The sequence below is a fragment of the Mesorhizobium sp. LjRoot246 genome, from assembly GCF_964254115.1.
Classification (GTDB): domain Bacteria; phylum Pseudomonadota; class Alphaproteobacteria; order Rhizobiales; family Rhizobiaceae; genus Mesorhizobium.
In genome coordinates, this window is sequence record NZ_CAXUSN020000001.1 from 3,674,104 (window position 1) to 3,692,589 (window position 18,486).

An 18,486-nucleotide genomic window follows, 5' to 3' on the forward strand; every position below is an offset into this window, starting at 1 on the left:
GATGGACCGTCTGTGGGCCGAGAATGACGATTCACGCGTCACCGGCGACCCGTCGCTGGTCGTCGACGTGGCCGGCTTCGAAGGTCCGCTCGATCTTCTGCTGCATCTCGCTCGCACCCAGAAGGTCGATCTGGCGCGCATTTCGATCCTGGCGCTGGTCGAGCAATATCTGACCTTTGTCGAGACGGCGCGGGCGCTCAGGCTCGAGCTTGCCGCCGACTATCTGGTGATGGCGGCGTGGCTGGCCTTCCTCAAGTCTAAGCTTTTGATCCCCAAGCAGCCGGGCGACGAGGGCGAAAGCGGCGAGGAACTGGCGGCGGTGCTGCAGTTCCGGCTGAAGCGGCTTGAAGCCATGCGCGACGCCTCGGCGCGGCTGGTCAACCGCAACCGGCTCGGCCGCGACGTGTTCGCGCGCGGCATGCCGGAAATGGTCATCGTCGAAAAGCGCAACGCCTATTCGGCCTCGCTCTACGATCTCCTGACCGCCTATGCCCAGCAGCGGCAGAAGCAGGCGATCAACAATGTGACGATCGCCAGGCGCGGCGTGTGGTCGCTCAAGGACGCGCGCGACATCCTGACCCGCCTGGTGGGGGCCGTGAGCGACTGGACGACGATGGAAAGTTTTCTGATCGCGTACATGACCAGCCCAGAGGAGCGGCGCACGGCGATCGCCAGTTCATTCGCGGCCACGCTGGAGCTGGTGCGCGAAGGGACGATGGACATGCGGCAGGACGAAGTGTTCGCGCCGATCTATCTGCGCGGCCGCACGCAGGCAATCAAGGCAGTCGAGGTGGCATCATGAGCGAACGCGCCAACGCTTCGGTTATCCCGTTCAATGTCGGCGATGAATCCGAAGAGGAACTGTTTTCACAGGATCCGGCCGAGCAGCAGGTGGTACAGAACCCGGCCGAGCGGTTGCATCTGGCGGAAGCCGTGCGCATGGCCGAGGCGATCGTGTTCGCCAGCGCGGAACCGGTCAGCGAAAAGCAGCTTGCGGCACGCCTGCCGGACGGCATCAACATCGCCCATGCCATGGCCGAGCTGCAGCAAATCTATGCGCGGCGTGGCGTCAATCTGGTGCGGGTCGGCGATGCCTGGGCGTTCCGTACCGCCGGCGACCTGGCTTTCCTGATGAGCCGGGATACTGTCCAGCAAAGGAAGCTCTCCCGCGCGGCTCTCGAAGTGCTGGCGATCATTGCCTATCACCAGCCGGTGACGCGCGCCGAGATCGAGGACATCCGCGGCGTCGAGACCTCGAAAGGCACGCTCGACACGCTGCTGGAAACGGAATGGGTGCGCATGCGCGGCCGGCGCAAGACGCCGGGACGCCCTGTCACCTACGGCACGACGGAGACCTTCCTCGACCATTTCGCGCTGGAGGAAATCCGCGATCTTCCCGGCATGGAGGAACTGAAGGGGGCGGGGCTGCTTTCTGGCCGCATGCCGTCGAATTTCTCCATTCCGCAGCCGCCGGCCGATCCCGACGCACTGACCGACGACGAGGATGCGCTGACCGACATCGACCTCGAGGAACTCGGCCTGCTGACGCCGCGCGTCACTGAAGATTAACTGGCATTGGCGGCCGACGTGTCGAGGATGCGCGGATTCGTAGCGGGGCCATCGCGTTGAAAATGCGTGACATCCGCCACCCTTTCATAAACTCTGTCGCAGTTGTGTTTGAATCCCAACGCGAAAGCGCATAGATCATCGCCAGGGAAAACGTTCGAGAGAGATTTGTTATGGGTTCATTTTCGATTTGGCACTGGATGATCGTGCTGGTGATCGTGCTTTTGGTGTTCGGCCGCGGCAAGATTCCAGAGCTGATGGGCGACATGGCCAAGGGCATCAAGAGCTTCAAGAAGGGCATGGCCGACGACGACGTTGCCGAAGACAAGCGCACCGTCGAACATCGCGCCGACGAGACCGTTGCGGCCGCGAAGGAAAAAGCCAGCAAGAGCTGAGCCACGGGCTCTAGTCGGAACAAAGTGCCATGTTTGAAGTCGGCTGGACCGAAATGCTGGTCATCGCGATCGTCATGATCGTGGTCGTCGGACCCAAGGATTTGCCCAATATGCTGCGCACCTTCGGCCGCACGACGGCGAAGCTGCGCGCCATGGCATCCGATTTCCAGAAACAGTTCAACGAGGCGCTGAAGGAAGCCGAGCTCGACGACGTCAAGAAATCCGTCGACGAGCTCAGGGGCATGAGCCCGATGGCCGAGATCAGGAAGCAGCTTAATCCCTTCGAACAGGCCGCGGCCGACGTTCGTTCCGGCGTCGACGCGGCGATGAAGCCGAAGCCGGCGGCTGATCCGGCAACGCCTGCCGCCTCGACCCCGCAGGCCGCCGAACCGTTGAAGAATGGCGCAACGACCATGCCGGGTGTCAACGGACCGGAAGCAGCACCGGCAGCGCCGGTTTTCCCGGCCATGATCGATGAATCGGTGGCGACATCATCGGTGTCGACAGAAGCTGTTGTGGCGCCGAAGGCGCCTGCGACGAAGAAAGCCAAGCCTGCGCCGGCCAAGGCTTCGGCAAATGGCGCAAAGGCTCCAGCGCCGGCGAAAACGATCTCCGCGAAGGCTACGCCCGCGCCCAAGGCGCCGGCGAAGACGGCGGCAAAGCCTGAAATGCCCAAGGCCGCGAAGCCCGCTGCGGCCCAAGCTGTTGCGGCCAAGACCATGGCGGCCAAGACGGGGACGAAGACCGAACCGAAGCCTGCTCCGATGAAGAAGCCGGCGGCCAAGAAGACGGCGGGAGCCGCCAAGTGAGCGTTTCGGACAAGGAAAGAGACGAGATCGAGAAATCGTCGGCGCCGCTGATGGAGCACCTGATCGAGCTGCGCCGGCGGCTGATCTGGTCGCTGGGCGGCTTCTTCGTTGCCTTCCTGGTCTGTTTCTTCTTCGCCAAGAAGCTGTTCAACCTCCTAGTCGTCCCGTTCAAATGGGCGACGCAATGGGCCGGGCTCGATCCGCACAAGGTCGAGCTGATCTACACCGCGCCGCAGGAATTCTTCTTCACGCAGGTCAAGCTCGCCATGTTCGGCGGCATGGTCATCGCCTTTCCGCTGATCGCCACGCAGATCTACAAATTCATCGCGCCTGGCCTCTACAAGAACGAGCGCAACGCCTTCCTGCCGTTCCTGATCGCGTCGCCGATCCTGTTCCTGATGGGCGCGTCGCTGGTCTATTTCTTCTTCACGCCGATGGTGATGTGGTTCTTCCTCGCCATGCAGCAGGCCGGCACCGACGACCAGGTGCAGATTTCGCTGCTGCCGAAAGTGTCGGAATATCTCAGCCTGATCATGACGCTGATCTTCTCCTTCGGCCTGGTGTTCCAACTGCCGGTGGTGACCAGCCTGATGACGCGCGTCGGCATGCTGTCGTCCAAGGCGCTGGCCGAGAAGCGCAAATGGGCGATCGTCATTGCGTTCGTCGTCGCGGCCGTGCTGACCCCTCCCGATCCGATGAGCCAGATCGGTTTGGCCATTCCAACCATCCTTCTCTACGAGGTCTCCATCTGGGCTGCCCGGCTGATCGAGCGCGATCAGGAAAAGCAGCGCGTGGCGCGCGAGAAGCAGGACGCGGCGGACGAGGTCGCCGAGAAGAAGCCAGCGGACGTATCTTCCACATAAGCCGTGGCGCCGCGTCCCGGCTGGCTCGGAATCGATGCCGATAGGAATTTTTTCTTTACCTGCTGAGGGCAGCTATGCTATGATTCTCGGTATGGTGCTGATTTGCACCGGCGACCCGCCGCAGAGGCAGGTTTTCATTTCAGGCTCTCCGTCATCCCGTCGAAAGCGCGTTAAAGCGAGATCGCAGGCTTGCCTTCCCCATGCCCATCTTGCATCGGTCAAGGATGCGGTTTAGGCCCTCTGGCTGAAACGCACCGCCATCAAGCGATGCGTTTCAGTTTTGTTTGAAGCATGTCGATTGTCCCAAAACCGCTACGCACTTTTGGGCGACATGCTACCCAGGAGCGTTCAAATCATGCTTGACATCAAATGGATCCGCGACAACCCGAAGGCCCTTGTCGAGGCGCTGATGAAGCGCTCGTGGGACGCCGGCGAGGCGCAGTCCACGGTCGATGGGCTGATCGCCTCGGACGAGGCGCGGCGCGAACACGTCACGGAACTGCAGACCAAGCAGGAGCGCCGCAATGCCGCCTCGAAGGAAATCGGCAACGCCATGCGTTCGGGCGATGCGGCTCTTGCCGAGAAGCTGAAAGCCGAAGTCGGCGAGATCAAGACCTTCATCCAGAACGGCGAGGCGCGCGAACGCGAACTCGACAAGGCGCTGAACGACGCGCTGGCGGTGCTGCCCAATGTGCCGTTCGACGATGTGCCTGTCGGCAAGGACGAGCACGACAATGTCGTCAAGCACGTTGTCGGCAAGGTGCCTGCGCGGCCAAACTGGGTGAAGGAGCACTTTGAGATCGGCGAAGCGCTCGGCATGATGGATTTCGAGCGCGCGGCAAAGCTGTCAGGTTCGCGCTTCACCGTGCTGAAGAGCGGATTGGCGCGGATGGAACGCGCGCTCGGCCAGTTCATGCTCGATTTGCACACGACCGAGCATGGCTATGAGGAAGTCATTCCGCCGCTGATGGTGCGCGACGAGGTTTTTTTCGGCACCGGTCAGTTGCCGAAATTCGAGGAGGACTTATTTTTTACCGATCCTCGTACGCCCGAATACGATGATTGGAAGCTCAAGATGGCCCGAAGATTGGCTCTTGAGGGGACATCCTTAGGGGGGCCTCCAACGTCGATCGAGCAAGGAGTTGATCGCGCTCTTAGCTTCATTCGTGATGCCGAGTATGAGGCCACCAACTTTACTCCCGATGACTACCAACATTCGAAAAGGCGGCTTGGCCTCATCCCGACCGCCGAGGTCCCGCTCACCAATCTCGTGCGTGAAGAAATCACCGCCCACGAGAAATTGCCGCTGCGTTACACCGCACTGACGCCGTGCTTCCGTTCGGAGGCAGGCTCGGCCGGGCGCGACACGCGCGGCATGCTGCGCCAGCATCAGTTCTACAAGGTCGAACTCGTGTCGATCACCGACCAGGAATCATCGCTTGCCGAGCACGAGCGGATGACGCAATGCGCCGAGGAAGTGCTGAAGCGGCTCGGCCTGCCGTTCCGCACCATGACGCTGTGCACCGGGGACATGGGCTTTGGCGCGCGCAAGACCTACGACATCGAGGTCTGGCTGCCGGGCCAGAACGCCTATCGCGAAATCTCGTCCTGCTCGGTGTGCGGCGATTTCCAGGCGCGCCGCATGGACGCCCGCTACAAGGATAGGGACGGCAAGGGCAACCGCTTCGTCCACACGCTCAACGGTTCGGGCACCGCGGTCGGCCGCGCGCTCATCGCCGTCATCGAAAACTACCAGAACGAGGATGGCAGCGTAACCATTCCTGAAGTGCTGCGGCCTTACATGGGCGGTTTGGAAAAGATCGAATCATCGAAGTGACTAGCTTGGCAGTGTCGCATTCCTTGGCGCCCCCCTCTGTCCTGCCGGACATCTCCCCCTCAAGGGGGGAGATTGCGCTGTCATCACGGCTTTCGCTAATTGTTGGCGTAGCGGGGAATGCGGCGGCTACGGAACTGCCAATCTCCCCCCTTGAGGGGGAGATGGCCGGCAGGCCAGAGGGGGGCGCCACAGAGCGCTGCCGTCAGTCCAATTCTGCGAAGGCGGCTTCATGCGCATTCTCCTGACCAATGACGACGGCATTCATGCCGAGGGCCTGGCGTCGCTCGAACGCGTCGCGCGCACGCTGTCCGACGATGTCTGGGTGGTGGCGCCGGAGCAGGACCAGTCCGGCTATGCGCATTCGCTGTCGATCTCGGAGCCGCTGCGGCTGCGCAAGATCGGCGAGAGGCATTTCGCCGTGCGCGGCACGCCGACCGATTGCGTCATTATGGGCGTCAAGAAGATCCTGCCTGGCGCACCCGACCTGATCCTCTCCGGCATCAATTCCGGCGCCAACATCGCCGACGACGTCACCTATTCCGGCACCGTTGCCGGCGCCATGGAAGGCGCTCTGCTCGGCATCCGCTCGATCGCGCTCAGCCAGGGCTACAGCTATGTCGGCGAGGATCGCGTGGTGCCTTACGAGACGACCGAAGCGCTCGCGCCGGCGCTGCTGAAGAAGCTTGTCGCAACGCCGCTGCCGGAGGGCGTTTTGCTCAACGTCAATTTCCCGAATTGCACGCCCGAAGAGGTCGCCGGTACGGTGGTCACCTCGCAAGGCAAGCTCGTGCACTCCCTGTGGGTCGACGAACGCCGCGACGGGCGCGGCCTGCCGTACTACTGGCTGCGTTTCGGCCGCGAACCGGTCGAAGGCAAGCAAGGCACCGACCTCTACGCTCTGCGCAACAGGCTGGTGTCGGTGACGCCGCTGCAGCTCGACCTGACCGCGCATGAAATTCGTGACCAATTGAGCAAGGCGCTTGCATGAACCTCCCGATCGATGACCGCGAAGGCTTTGCCGCCTTTCTCCTGCGCCTGCGCGGCCGGGGAACGGTGCCGAAGGCGCTGATCGCGGCTTTCGAGGCGACGCCGCGGCGCGGTTTCCTGGCGGCCCAGTTCCACTCCATCGCGTGGTCGGACCGCATGCTGCCGATCGAATGCGGCGAAGCGATCGAAGGCGCCGACATGCAGGCGGCGGTGATCGCGGCGCTTGCCATCGAGGACGGCAATCGCGTGCTCGAGATCGGCACCGGCTCCGGTTATACCTCGGCGGTGATGTCGCGGCTGGCAGGGCGGATCGTCACCGCCGATCGCTACAAGACGCTTGTCGAGCAGGCCAGGCAGCGTTTCGAGGCGCTCGGCATCGGCAATGTCATCGTGCGCCACGCCGATGGTTCCAACGGGTTGCCGAATGAAGGGCCATTCGACCGCATCGTCGCCTGGGCGGCCTTCGACAACCTGCCGCGCTTCCTGCTCGATCAATTGTCGAGCGGCGGCATCGTCATTGCCCCGATCGGCCCCGAAGAGGGCGAACAGGTGCTGGCCAAGCTGACCAAGGTCGGCAGCCGGTTCGAGCGCGAAGACATCGGCCTCGTTCGCCTGCAGCCGATCTTGCGCAGTGTCGCGGCCGTCATCTAAAGCGCGTCACGATTGAACGGATTCAGGCGACGCCCCTCATCGTGGTGCGCCACGGATTCCCGTCATCCTCGGGCTTGTTCCCGAGGATCTGCCGACATCAGCAAAAGTACTTGAATAACATGGCTATCCTTCGCATGTCCGTAGATCCTCGGGACAAGCCCGAGGATGACGGCGGTAGCGTTGTGGCCCGCTTTGCGAACACTCCGAACTAGTAGTCTAGGCGGTGTCGATACTCAGGTGATGCTGCCCGGCGAATGGCGGCTTGCCGCGCTTTCGGGACTCACCAAACCCCAATGTCCGCTGCCTTCCGGGTCTCGGACCCAGCCACTCTCGGCGCGGCCAGGCCTCAGTCCCGATATGCCCAAGCCAGTCCTCTAATATTTTAAGAAAATTGCGCCGGATTCCATGAGGTTAACCGTCGAGTAACATTAACGCGCTTTAATCATGCCTAGTTTGTACCGGGTATGTGCGGGTCAGTGCGATGCAACTCAGTGTTTTGAAGGCAAATGGACGCAATCTGGCGCGAGGCTGCGCCGTCCTCATGATTGCAGGCGCCGCGGCCGGGTGCAGTTCCCAGGTTTCGCGGTTCAATGGCGTCGACGACGTCTTTACATCCTCGACCAACAATCAGCGCACCATCATCAACAAGCAGGATGCCGTACAGCAGCCCTATCCGGGCGATGTCGCGGCCGCTCCACTCGATGGCAGCCATACGCAGTCGGTCAGCCGCTCCAGCCTCGAGCCTGTCTCGACGCGGCCGCTGCCGCCGCCCGTTGCCCAGGCGCAGCCGGCTCCCGCTCTGGCGCCCGCAGCGAAGCCGATGCGCACCGCATTGACTCCGGCACCGCATGTCGACAGGACCACGACTGGCACCGTCGCTCCGGCCGCATCGCCTTTCAAGGTTGCGCAGCCCGATGAGCCGCGAGTGGCGTCCTCTGGTAAGCCGCATGCAACCGAGATTGTCGTTCGGGACGGCGAAACGATTGGCGGCCTGGCGCAGCGCTACAAGGTGCCGTCCGACGTGATCATGAAGGTCAACGGGCTGAGCGCGACCAAGGGGTTGAAGACCGGCCAGAAGCTGATCATTCCGGCCTATGCCTATTCGAGCAGGGGCGAGCCGAAAGTCGCCGATGCCAAGCCGGCGAAAGACGGCAAGCACGATCTGCCGGCTACCGCACCCCAAAAAGTCGCGGTGCTGCCGCAGCAGCCGAAGCTCAAGGAGGGCAAGTCCGCCGCACAGGTTGACACCTCGGCTGCGGCAAACCAACCCAAGGAGCCCAAGCCTGCGCAGGTGGCCGCGGCAAAGGCGACAGGCGCTGCTGGCACCTATACGGTCCAGTCGGGCGACACGCTTTCGTCGATCGCCAGGAAGACCGGCGTCGGTGTTGTCGCCATCAAGCAGGCTAACGGGATGAAGGATGGCTTGCTCAAGATCGGCCAGACCCTGAAGGTGCCGGCCGGTGGGACCGCGACGGTCGCCAGCGCCAAGCCGGCGAAAATCGATCCGGTGACCACGGCGACCACGCAGCCAGCTGCAAAGACCACGCCGTCAGAAACGCTGGCGTCCTACACGCCGCCGAAGAAAGATTCGAAAGTCATCCAACAGGCCGAGGACGACGATGCCGTTGCGCCTGACGCCACCGGCATCGGCAAGATGCGCTGGCCGGTGCGCGGGCGCGTGATCTCCGGTTTCGGATCCGGCAAGGACGGTGTCGACATCGCCGTGCCGGCAGGAACGCCGGTCAAGGCGGCCGAGAATGGCGTCGTCATCTATGCCGGGGACGGGCTCAAGGAATTCGGCAACACGGTTCTGGTGCGGCACGAGAATGGCCTGGTCACCGTCTACGGCCACGCTAGCTCGATCGAGGTGCAGCGCGGCCAGAAGGTCAAGCGCGGCCAGGAAATCGCGCTGTCGGGCATGAGCGGCACGACGGACTCGCCGAAGCTGCACTTCGAAGTGCGCAAGAACTCCGCCCCGGTCGATCCCTCCGGCTATCTCGAATAGTCGCTCGAATAGAAGAAAAAAAGCAATTTGCGGGCCGTCTGACCTCCAGTCCGGCCCGCCGGCTCAGCCCGTTCCGCAAGGAGCGGGCTTTTTCAGTTGGCTCCGGGAGGTCAATCCTTCAGCGGTTTGCCGAGCCGTCCCGCCAGATCCTGCGTGAATTGCCAGGCCACGCGGCCCGACCGGCTGCCGCGCGTCGTCGCCCATTCCAGCGCCTCGGCGCGTAGCTGCTCGGGATCGATGGCGAGGCCATGATGCCGGATATAGCCGTCGATCATGTCGAGATACTCGTCCTGCGAACATTTGTGAAAGCCGAGCCACAGGCCGAAGCGGTCGGACAGCGACACTTTTTCCTCGACCGCCTCGGACGGGTTGATGGCGGTCGAGCGCTCATTGTCGATCATGTCGCGCGGCAACAGATGACGGCGGTTCGAGGTGGCGTAGAAGATGACATTGGCCGGGCGGCCCTCGACGCCGCCTTCGAGCGCTGCCTTGAGCGACTTGTAGGAGGTATCGTCGTGGTCGAAGGAGAGGTCGTCGCAAAACAGGATGAAGCGGAACGGGGCCGCTTTCAGCAATCCCATCAGCTTCGGCAGCGTGTCGATGTCTTCGCGGTGGATTTCGATCAGCTTCAACGGCAGGTCTGACTTGCCCTTGGCGTTGATTTCCGCATGCACGGCCTTGACCAGCGACGATTTGCCCATGCCGCGCGCGCCCCACAACAACACGTTGTTGGCCGGATAGCCGGTAGCGAAGCGTTCGGTGTTGTCGACCAGGATGTCTCGGACGCGGTCGACGCCACGGATCAGGCCGATGTCGACGCGATTGACCTTGCGCACCGGCTCCAGATAGCCCGGATCGGCCTGCCAGACGAAGCAATCGGCCTCGCCGAGGTCGGTTTCGGGCACCGGCGGCGGGGCGAGGCGGCTCACCGCCTCGATCAGCCGGTCGAGTTTCTGGTTCAAGGCTTCAATGCTGCTGTCGGTCATATCCGTCTTTTGTTTTCGCGTTTTTGGCGTGTGGGAGCGTGAAGCTGCCCGATTCCGTCTGATACAAAACCGGTTGTAACCTTTTGTTCGAGCGTGATCTTTGGACAAACGGTTTCCGTTTGTCCGAGAAAACCGGCTCGCGCTTTTCGCGATCACGCTCTAACACGGCTCAACAGGCCGGAAAAGCAGCCGATTTGGCCGGCCGCGCAGTTGCATTGACAACTTTACCGACTATATTCCGGCCAAATTTCAAGGGGCCGCCAAATTGGCGGCTGTTTTCAAAATTCAGGAGTACCTCGATGTTCGTGACACCGGCATACGCCCAAGGCGTTGGCGCTTCTCCCGACATGTTCATCAGCATTTTGCCGTTTGTCCTGATTTTCGTGATCATGTATTTTCTGATCATCCGGCCGCAGCGCACGCAGCTGAAGAAGCGTGGCGAGATGCTGGCCGCGGTTCGTCGCGGCGACACGGTGGTTACCGGCGGCGGCTTCGTCGGCAAGGTGACCAAGGTGATCGACGACAACGAACTCGAGATCGACCTCGGCGGCGGCACCAAGGTGACCGCGCTGCGTTCGACGATCGCCGATGTGCGCGTCAAGGGCGAGCCGGTGGCGAACCAGAACGCCAAGAAATAATCCAAATTCAGGCGGAGTGATCCGCGGACACGCTCTGACGGACGACGCCATATGCTTTATTTTTCGCGCTTCAAGATGATCCTGATCTGGGTGGCCGTGGCCATCACAGTGATCCTCGCCGCGCCCAACATGTTCTCCGCCAGCACGCTGGCACAACTGCCCAACTGGGTGCCGAAGCGGCAGATGACGCTGGGCCTCGACCTGCAGGGCGGTTCGCACATCCTGCTGGAGATGAACCAGAACGATCTGATCAAGGACCGGCTGGAGACGACGCGCGACGAAATCCGTACGCTGCTGCGCGACGCCAAGATCGGCTATACCGGCCTTGCCGGCACGGGACGGACCTTGCAGGTCCGCATCACCGATCCCGCCCAGCTCGATGCCGCCAAGAAGGCGTTGAAGGCGTTGACCGATCCAGTCGCTGCCGGCCTGTTCACCGGCGGCTCGATCCAGGAAATGACGCTCGACGATTCCGAGCCCGGCCTGCTCAAGTTCAACGTCACCGACGCCGGCATCAAATACCGCACGTCGACGGCGCTGACGCAGTCGATCGAGGTGGTCGAGCGCCGCGTCAACGAGCTCGGCACGACCGAACCCATCGTGCAGCGGCAGGGCGACGATCGTATCCTCGTCCAGGTGCCGGGCCTTCAGGACCCGCAGAGGCTGAAGGAAATCCTCGGCCAGACCGCCAAGCTGACCTTCCAGATGGTCGACCAGTCGATGCCGGTGCAGGATGCGCTCAATGGCCGTCCGCCCGCCGGCTCGTCGGTTCTGTATTCGCAGGACGATCCGCCGGTCCCCTATCTGATCGAGAACCGCGTCATCGTTTCGGGTGAAAACCTCGTCGATGCCCAGGCGACATACAATTCGCAGAACAACGAGCCGGTGGTGTCGTTCCGCTTCGATTCGAAAGGGGCGGCACGCTTCGGCCAGGCCACGGCGCAGAATGTCGGCAAGCTGTTCGCCATCATCCTCGACAACCAGGTCATTTCGGCGCCGCAGATCCGCGAGCCGATCCTCGGCGGCACCGGCCAGATCTCCGGCAATTTCACGGCTCAGAGCGCCAACGATCTCGCCGTGCTGCTGCGCGCCGGTGCGCTGCCGGCGACGTTGACGGTGATCGAAGAACGCACGGTGGGTCCGGGCCTTGGCCAGGATTCGATCCATGCCGGCAAGGTCGCAGGCATCATCGGTTCGATCCTCGTCGTTGCCTTCATGTTCGTCGCCTACGGCTTCCTCGGCTTCCTCGCCAACATCGCGCTGGCGGTGCACGTGGCGATGATCGTCGGGGTGCTCTCGCTGCTTGGCGCGACGCTGACATTGCCGGGTATCGCCGGTATCGTGCTGACCATCGGCATGGCGGTCGATTCCAACGTGCTGATCTACGAACGTATCCGCGAGGAGCGACGAAACGGCCGCTCAGTCATCCAGGCAATCGATACCGGTTTCACCAAGGCGCTGGCGACCATCGTCGATTCCAACATCACCTCGCTGATCGCCACCGTGGTGCTGTTCTATCTCGGTACCGGTCCGGTGAAGGGCTTTGCCATCACCTATGCAATCGGCATCCTGACGACCGTCTTCACCGCCTTCACCTTCACCCGTCTGCTGGTCTCGATCTGGCTGCGCCGGGCTCGCCCGAAGGAACTGCCGAAGGCACCGGTGACCTTCGTTCCGCCCGGCACCAAGATCCCGTTCATGGGCATCCGTCGCTGGACGTTCACGCTATCGAGCGCACTTTCGATCCTGTCGGTGGTGCTGTTCATGACCGTCGGCATCAACTACGGCATCGATTTCAAGGGCGGTTCGCTGATCGAGGTGCAGACCAAGAGCGGCAATGCCGATCTCGCCGACCTCCGCGCGCGGCTGACCGAACTCAACATCGGTGAAGTCCAGGTGCAGCAGTTCGGTACGCCCAACGACGTGCTGATCCGCGTCGGGACGCAGGATGGTGGCGAGAATGCCGAGCAGACCGTCATCGACAAGGTGCGCGGCGAGCTGCAGGACGTCTATGACTTCCGCCGCGTCGAAGTGGTCGGACCGACCGTGTCCGGCGAGCTCGCCAAGCAAGGCACGATCGCCATGCTGATCGCGCTGCTCGGTATCCTGGTCTATGTCTGGTTCCGCTTCGAGTGGCAGTTCGCGGTCGGCGCCATCGTGGCGACGGTGCACGACGTGGTCATGACGCTCGGCTTCTTCGTCATCACCGGGCTGGAGTTCAACCAGTCGTCGCTGGCGGCGATCCTGACCATCATCGGCTATTCGCTGAACGATACGATCGTTGTCTATGACCGTGTTCGAGAGGATCTGCGCAAATACAAGCGCATGCCGCTGCCGCAACTCCTGAACAACGCCATCAACGAGACGCTGTCGAGAACGACGCTGACCTCGGTGACGACGATCCTGGCGCTGCTGGCGCTGGTTCTGTTCGGCGGCGAGGTGATCCGCTCGTTCACCATGGCCATGCTGTTCGGCGTCGTCTTTGGCACCTACTCGTCGATCTTCATCGCGGCGCCGCTGCTGATCCTGTTCAAGCTGAGGCCGACGGCTTCGGCCGACGAGGAGAAGCCGGTCAATGGCGGCAAGGCGGTCGCGACCTGACGCGCCGGCCCGAAGGGGTTTAACGGTGACCGGCAAAGGCATCGTCATCCGCGAGGCGCATTTTCCAGGCCGCGCGCCGATCGAAGCCTACGGCAATGGCGGGTTCCGCTTTGCCGACATGTCGCATCGCGGCTCGCTCATGTGCCTGCCGTCCGGCATCCATGGCTGGGAACCGGCGAATCCTCTGGCGCTGACGGCGGCGGATTTCGACAGGCTGCTGGCTGAGGCCGGCAAGGTCGAGATCCTGCTGGTGGGCATGGGCAGGGATCTCCGGCCGTTGCCGGCGGCACTGCGGGCCGCGCTGAAGGCCGCCGGCATTGCGTCCGATCCGATGTCGACGGGTGCCGCGGTGCGGACCTACAATGTCCTTCTGGCGGAGGACCGCGCCGTGGCCGCAGCACTTATCGCCGTCGATTGACATGTCCCAGAATGCCAAAATCGTCATGGACGCGGTGCGCGCCGCCGACCATGACCGCTATCTGACCGCGCTTTACGCGCCGGCGGACAAGCGCGACGCGCTGTTTTCGCTCTACGCCTTCAATGCCGAGATCGCAGGCATTCGCGATCGCATCCATGAAGCGCTGCCGGGCGAGGTGCGGCTGCAATGGTGGCGCGATGTCATTGCTGCCGGCGGGGAGGCCGGTGCCGGCCATCCCACAGCCGAAGCCTTGAATGCCACGATAGCGACATTCAGCCTGCCAAAACCGGCCTTCGAGAACATGCTCGATGCGCGCATCTTCGACCTGTACGACGATCCCATGCCCTCGCGCACCGATCTGGAAGGCTATTGCGGCGAGACGGCTGCCGCGCTCATCCAACTTGCGGCGATGGTGCTCGACCCCGGCGAGGCGCCGCGCTTTGCCGAACTGGCGGGCAGGGCTGGCTGCGCGCAGGCGATGACCGGCCTGCTGCTGTTGCTGCCGCTGCACCGCAAGCGCGGACAATGTTTTGTCCCGGCCGACATTCTGGCGGCGGCGGGATCGTCGCCGGAAGAATTCATTGCCGGCGATGGCGGACCCGGCGCCAAACGCGCGGTGGCGGCGATGATCGCGCTGGCACGGGAACATCTTTCCGCCTTCGAACAGGGCGCGTCTGCTGTTCCGGTCTCGCTGCGCCCAGCGTTCCTGCCGCTGGCCCTGTCGCGCGCCTATCTCGGCAAAATGGAGAATGGCTCGCCGCTCGATGGTGTGGCGCGGCTGTCGGGCTTGCGCCGGCATTGGCTGCTGCTGCGTCGCGTGACCAAGGGTTGGTAGGCACTTTGACGTAAACGTCAATCGTGCTAAGAAGTTTCCGCGCCAAAACTGTCGCCTCAGACGACAGGCCGGCCGGAGGAGATGCCCGTTCCATGAGCTTGCCTTTGCTGGTTGCGATCGTCGCCCTTGGCATCGCGCTGTCAGTTGCCGCGGTGCATTTCACCGGCGGCAGCAAGACGGCGACGCTCATTGGCGCAGATCATGCAATGAGCCGATTTGCCGAGGATTTTCCTGACGAGATCGCGATGGTGGTCCGCCTGACAGCGGATGCCAGGACCGCGTTTCTGGATATCGGGCGAGGGCGCATCGGTATCGTCCACAGCATCGGAGACTGCTTTTTGACCCGCATTGTCACGCCTCGAGATATCGCGGTTTTGAACGCCGGGGATGCGAACACGGTCTCGTTCCGGCTTGCCGATTTCACCTGGAAGGGCGGCCGCTTCCGCTTTGCCAGCGCAACAGATGCACGAGGCTTGCTGAAAGCGCTTGAGCGGCAACACACACATTCCGCGAGGGAGGCTGCATGATGGACAGCTACGACTTTCCACAGGTCACCCAGCTGGCCATCCCGTTCTTCGTGGTCGCGATCCTGATCGAACTTTGGCTGGTGCGAACCGGCCGCGCCAAGGGTTCGTTCGAGACGCGCGACACACTGACCAGCCTGATGATGGGCACCGGCAATGTGGTTGCCGGCCTGCTGCTTGGCGTCGTGTCCTACTGGGCGCTGCTGTGGCTCTGGCAATTCCGCGTCTTTAATCTCGGCCTGTCGGTCTGGGTGTTCCTGGCCGCCTTCCTGCTCGATGATCTGCGCTACTATGTCTATCACCGCATCGCGCACCGGGTGCGCTGGGTGTGGGCCGAGCACGTCAACCACCATTCCAGCCAGCACTACAATCTGTCGACGGCGCTGCGGCAAAGCTGGACCGGGCTGTTCACCTTCATGTTCGTGCTGCAGGCGCCGCTGGTGCTGCTTGGCTTCCATCCGGCGGTGATAGCCTTCACCTTCGGTTTCAACCTTGTCTGGCAGTTCTGGATCCACACCGAGACGATCGGCAAGATGTGGGGCTGGTTCGAGTTCGTCTTCAACACGCCGTCACACCACCGCGTCCACCATGCCACCAATCCGCGCTATCTCGACGCCAACTATGCCGGCACGCTGATCATCTGGGACCGGATGTTCGGTACCTTCGTTGAGGAATTGGAGGAAGACCGGCCGCGCTATGGGATTGTGAAAAATCTCGGCACGTTCAATCCGCTGAAAGTGGCGTTCCACGAATGGATCGGCATGTTCAAGGACACCTTTGCGCCCGGCTTGACCTTGCGCGATCGCCTGAACTATCTGATCAAGCCGCCAGGCTGGAGCCATGACGGCTCGCGCGAGACTTCGGAGAGTCTCAAGGCGGCCTATGTCAGGCGAAATCCGGGTGAGGCCGGCAAGCCGGGGCTGCCGATGGCTGGTGTCGAGCCGGCTGAATAAATATCAGGATGGTTCGTTCGACCCGCCGTCGCGCATCAGCGTCTCATAGTCGCGACCGCCATGGAAGATGTTGACGATGCGGACGACATCGTTCTCGATCAGATAGGTGATGACGGCGGAATGCTCGAATGGGACGGTTCGTAGTCCCCGAACGATATCGTCGCGCGAGCGACCGCCGCGGGGTGCATTGCCGATACTCTGGCAACGCTCCTCTATCCGATCCACAAAGCCGTTGGCGATGTTTTCGCTGCCGCTGTTCTCAAGGATGTAGGCGCCAATCGCTTCAAGATCGGAGATCGCGTTTTCGCTAAGAACGACGGCGAGACGCTGGATCATTACTATCTCGCGCCATCTGTGAAATCCGACTTTTTACCCGATCGATCGCCTCGTCGAGCGGAACAGCAGGCCTCGTGTCCTCGATCGATGCCTTCACCCGCGCCCTGATCGACGCCATGCGCTCGGCGTGCTCTTCCTCCTCGCGCTGGAAGGCTCGCAGGGCTGCGCGGATGACTTCGCTCGCCGATCCGAAGGAGCCGTCCTCGACTTTCTCGCGGATCATACGCGCCATTGCAGGCGTGACGGTGATGGACAGTTTCTCGGCGGATTCCATGGGTCGTCTCCCAGATAAAGTAGGATACTATCCTACCCTACGCCTGAGGTCCATCATACAGAAGCTATTCCGCAGCTTCGGCCGTTTGCGCTTCCAATCCCAGCCATTGACGGCAATCGGCGCGTGCGCGCGATGTGATGGCGTGCCGCTTGGCGACGGTCTTGTCCTTGCCGCGCATGCGTTTGCCCTCGGTCTTCGGCGCTTCGACCGGCGGGAATAGGCCAAAATTGACGTTCATTGGCTGGAACGATCGCTTTCCAGGCTCGTCATCGGAGACGATGTGCCCGCCGGTGATGTGGTTGAGCAGCGCGCCGAAGGCTGTTGTGAGCGGCGGCAAGGAGGGTGCATGGCCGAGCCTTTCGGCGGCGGCGAAGCGCCCGGCGAGCAGGCCGATGGCAGCACTTTCGATATAGCCTTCGCAGCCGGTGATCTGGCCGGCGAAACGCAGGCCGGGGCGCGACTTCAACTGCAGCGAAGCATCGAGCAGGGTCGGCGAGTTGATGTAGGTGTTGCGGTGCAGGCCGCCGAGGCGGGCGAAATCGGCGTTTTCGAGACCCGGTATGGTGCGGAAGATGCGCACCTGCTCGGCATGCTTCAACTTGGTTTGGAAACCGACCATGTTGTAGAGCGTACCCAGCGCATTGTCCTGCCGCAGCTGCACGACGGCATAGGCCTTAACCGTCGGATTGTGCGCATTGGTCAGCCCCATCGGCTTCATCGGGCCGTAGCGCAATGTCTCGACGCCGCGCTCGGCCATGATCTCGATCGGCAGGCAGCCATCGAAATAGGGCGTGCCTTCCCATTGTTTGAATTCGGTTTTCTGGCCATCGACGAGCGCCTGCACGAAGGCAAGGTACTGGTCCTTGTCCATGGGGCAATTGATGTAGTCCTTGCCGGTGCCGCCGGGTCCGACCTTATCGTAGCGCGACTGGAACCAGCAGATATCCATGTCGATCGTGTCGAAATGGACGATTGGCGCGATGGCATCGAAGAAGGCGAGCGCATCGGCGCCGGTCGCTTCGGCAATCGACTGGGCAAGCCCTGGTGCGGTTAGCGGACCCGTGGCGATGATCGCTTGGTCCCAATCCGTCGGCGGCAAGCCCGGTACTTCCTCGCGCTGGATGGTGATCAGCGGGTGCGCTTCGAGCTTTTTCGTCACAGCGTCGGCGAATCCGTCGCGGTCGACGGCAAGCGCACCGCCAGCCGGCACCTGGTTGGCGTCGCCGGCGCTCATGATCAGCGAGTCGGCCAGCCGCATTTCGGCGTGCAACAGGCCGACGGCGTTGTTGTCGGCGTCGTCGGAGCGGAAGGAATTGGAGCAAACCAGCTCGGCCAGGCTATCGGTCTTGTGGGCATCGGTGCCGCGAACGGGCCGCATTTCATGCAGGACGACGGGAACGCCAGCCTGCGCTGCCTGCCAGGCGGCTTCGGAACCGGCAAGGCCGCCGCCGATGATGTGGATGGGATTTTTGCTCATGAGCGCCGGAATAATCGCTTGGCGCGGCGATTGCAATTGCCGTGCGCGGCGCGGGGCAAACTGCAAGCCAGGGAATCAACCCCTGAAAACAACAACACCCGCCGGGGGAGGAGGTCCGGCGGGTGTCGTTTTTGGGGTCGACCCTCGGGAGGAGGTGAAGGCCGACCGTATTCGTCATCGCCGGGGAGGAGGTCGGCTTTGACGAAATCTCTTTCGCTATTTTACAAGGGGCGAAACCTCTGGGGCAAAATTCGTTTTGCCCCGGGGGAACAGCGCCCGCCGCGGGAGGAGGTGCGGCGGGCGCCGTTTTTGTGGTCAACCCTTGGGAGGA

The 18,486-nt window shown here is 62.5% G+C and carries 18 protein-coding genes and 2 pseudogenes; 16 read left to right on the forward strand and 4 right to left on the reverse strand.

The window, feature by feature from the left end; translation table 11 throughout:
- Nucleotide 1: 1 nt before the first annotated feature.
- The 10 genes and pseudogenes from ACSQ3L_RS17770 (at nt 2) to ACSQ3L_RS17815 (ending at nt 9,113) form a co-directional block, all read left to right on the forward strand.
- Nucleotides 2-802 carry a segregation and condensation protein A gene (locus tag ACSQ3L_RS17770; protein ID WP_436163473.1) on the forward strand — a complete coding sequence of 267 codons (801 nt, stop codon included), beginning with the start codon at nt 2-4 and terminating at the stop codon, nt 800-802.
- On the forward strand, nt 799-1,569 hold the full coding sequence (gene scpB / locus ACSQ3L_RS17775; protein ID WP_436161137.1) for an SMC-Scp complex subunit ScpB: 771 nt from the start codon (nt 799-801) through the stop codon (nt 1,567-1,569). The genes ACSQ3L_RS17770 and scpB overlap by 4 nt, the downstream gene beginning before the upstream one ends.
- 170 nt (nt 1,570-1,739) lie before the next feature.
- Entirely contained in the window at nt 1,740-1,961 is a 222-nt protein-coding gene (locus ACSQ3L_RS17780; protein ID WP_013531295.1) for a twin-arginine translocase TatA/TatE family subunit, read from the forward strand.
- A gap of 29 nt (nt 1,962-1,990) precedes the next feature.
- Entirely contained in the window at nt 1,991-2,770 is a 780-nt protein-coding gene (gene tatB / locus ACSQ3L_RS17785; RefSeq protein ID WP_436161138.1) for a Sec-independent protein translocase protein TatB, read from the forward strand.
- Entirely contained in the window at nt 2,767-3,633 is an 867-nt protein-coding gene (gene tatC, locus ACSQ3L_RS17790; protein ID WP_436161139.1) for a twin-arginine translocase subunit TatC, read from the forward strand. Before tatB ends, tatC begins: the two co-directional genes overlap by 4 nt.
- A 355-nt stretch (nt 3,634-3,988) precedes the next feature.
- Nucleotides 3,989-4,699 (forward strand): annotated as a pseudogene (locus tag ACSQ3L_RS17795) (serine--tRNA ligase); the annotation flags it as partial.
- Nucleotides 4,700-4,858: 159 nt separating this feature from the next.
- Nucleotides 4,859-5,470 (forward strand): annotated as a pseudogene (gene serS, locus ACSQ3L_RS17800) (serine--tRNA ligase); the annotation flags it as partial.
- A 229-nt stretch (nt 5,471-5,699) separates the two neighbouring features.
- Nucleotides 5,700-6,458 (forward strand): 5'/3'-nucleotidase SurE, encoded by a 759-nt coding sequence (gene surE, locus ACSQ3L_RS17805; RefSeq protein ID WP_436161140.1) that lies wholly within the window; start codon nt 5,700-5,702, stop codon nt 6,456-6,458.
- Nucleotides 6,455-7,108 (forward strand): protein-L-isoaspartate(D-aspartate) O-methyltransferase, encoded by a 654-nt coding sequence (locus ACSQ3L_RS17810; protein ID WP_436161141.1) that lies wholly within the window; start codon nt 6,455-6,457, stop codon nt 7,106-7,108. Before surE ends, ACSQ3L_RS17810 begins: the two co-directional genes overlap by 4 nt.
- A 481-nt stretch (nt 7,109-7,589) precedes the next feature.
- Complete coding sequence (locus ACSQ3L_RS17815) at nt 7,590-9,113, forward strand: peptidoglycan DD-metalloendopeptidase family protein (RefSeq protein WP_436161142.1); 1,524 nt, start codon at nt 7,590-7,592, stop codon at nt 9,111-9,113.
- A gap of 110 nt (nt 9,114-9,223) precedes the next feature.
- Here the strand turns inward: ACSQ3L_RS17815 and ACSQ3L_RS17820 are convergent, their stop codons facing one another.
- Nucleotides 9,224-10,099 carry an ATP-binding protein gene (locus ACSQ3L_RS17820; RefSeq protein WP_436161143.1) on the reverse strand — a complete coding sequence of 292 codons (876 nt, stop codon included), beginning with the start codon at nt 10,097-10,099 and terminating at the stop codon, nt 9,224-9,226.
- A 299-nt stretch (nt 10,100-10,398) separates the two neighbouring features.
- Between ACSQ3L_RS17820 and yajC the strand changes: the two genes are divergently transcribed.
- From yajC to ACSQ3L_RS17850, 6 genes are all read left to right on the forward strand, one after another.
- Nucleotides 10,399-10,737: a preprotein translocase subunit YajC gene (gene yajC / locus ACSQ3L_RS17825; RefSeq protein WP_008876289.1), complete on the forward strand. Its 339-nt coding sequence runs from the start codon at nt 10,399-10,401 to the stop codon at nt 10,735-10,737.
- A 51-nt stretch (nt 10,738-10,788) separates the two neighbouring features.
- On the forward strand, nt 10,789-13,338 hold the full coding sequence (gene secDF / locus ACSQ3L_RS17830) for a protein translocase subunit SecDF (RefSeq protein WP_436161144.1): 2,550 nt from the start codon (nt 10,789-10,791) through the stop codon (nt 13,336-13,338).
- Nucleotides 13,313-13,756 carry an Mth938-like domain-containing protein gene (locus ACSQ3L_RS17835; RefSeq protein ID WP_436161145.1) on the forward strand — a complete coding sequence of 148 codons (444 nt, stop codon included), beginning with the start codon at nt 13,313-13,315 and terminating at the stop codon, nt 13,754-13,756. The genes secDF and ACSQ3L_RS17835 overlap by 26 nt, the downstream gene beginning before the upstream one ends.
- Before the next feature lies 1 nt (nt 13,757).
- Entirely contained in the window at nt 13,758-14,591 is an 834-nt protein-coding gene (locus ACSQ3L_RS17840) for a phytoene/squalene synthase family protein (RefSeq protein WP_436161146.1), read from the forward strand.
- Between the two features lie 92 nt (nt 14,592-14,683).
- A complete protein-coding gene (locus tag ACSQ3L_RS17845) occupies nt 14,684-15,118 on the forward strand; it encodes a hypothetical protein (protein ID WP_436161147.1) in 435 nt (144 codons plus the stop codon).
- Nucleotides 15,118-16,068, forward strand: coding sequence for a sterol desaturase family protein (locus ACSQ3L_RS17850; RefSeq protein ID WP_436163474.1), 951 nt, complete (start codon nt 15,118-15,120; stop codon nt 16,066-16,068). The genes ACSQ3L_RS17845 and ACSQ3L_RS17850 overlap by 1 nt, the downstream gene beginning before the upstream one ends.
- A gap of 3 nt (nt 16,069-16,071) precedes the next feature.
- Here ACSQ3L_RS17850 and ACSQ3L_RS17855 read toward each other — a convergent pair whose 3' ends face one another.
- The 3 genes from ACSQ3L_RS17855 to trmFO all read right to left on the reverse strand — a co-directional run bounded on the left by ACSQ3L_RS17855 (nt 16,072) and on the right by trmFO (nt 18,155).
- Entirely contained in the window at nt 16,072-16,404 is a 333-nt protein-coding gene (locus tag ACSQ3L_RS17855) for a type II toxin-antitoxin system RelE/ParE family toxin (RefSeq protein ID WP_436161148.1), read from the reverse strand.
- A complete protein-coding gene (locus ACSQ3L_RS17860; RefSeq protein WP_436161149.1) occupies nt 16,376-16,678 on the reverse strand; it encodes a type II toxin-antitoxin system ParD family antitoxin in 303 nt (100 codons plus the stop codon). Before ACSQ3L_RS17860 ends, ACSQ3L_RS17855 begins: the two co-directional genes overlap by 29 nt.
- 64 nt (nt 16,679-16,742) lie before the next feature.
- Nucleotides 16,743-18,155: a methylenetetrahydrofolate--tRNA-(uracil(54)-C(5))-methyltransferase (FADH(2)-oxidizing) TrmFO gene (trmFO, locus tag ACSQ3L_RS17865; protein WP_436161150.1), complete on the reverse strand. Its 1,413-nt coding sequence runs from the start codon at nt 18,153-18,155 to the stop codon at nt 16,743-16,745.
- Nucleotides 18,156-18,486 lie beyond the last annotated feature (331 nt).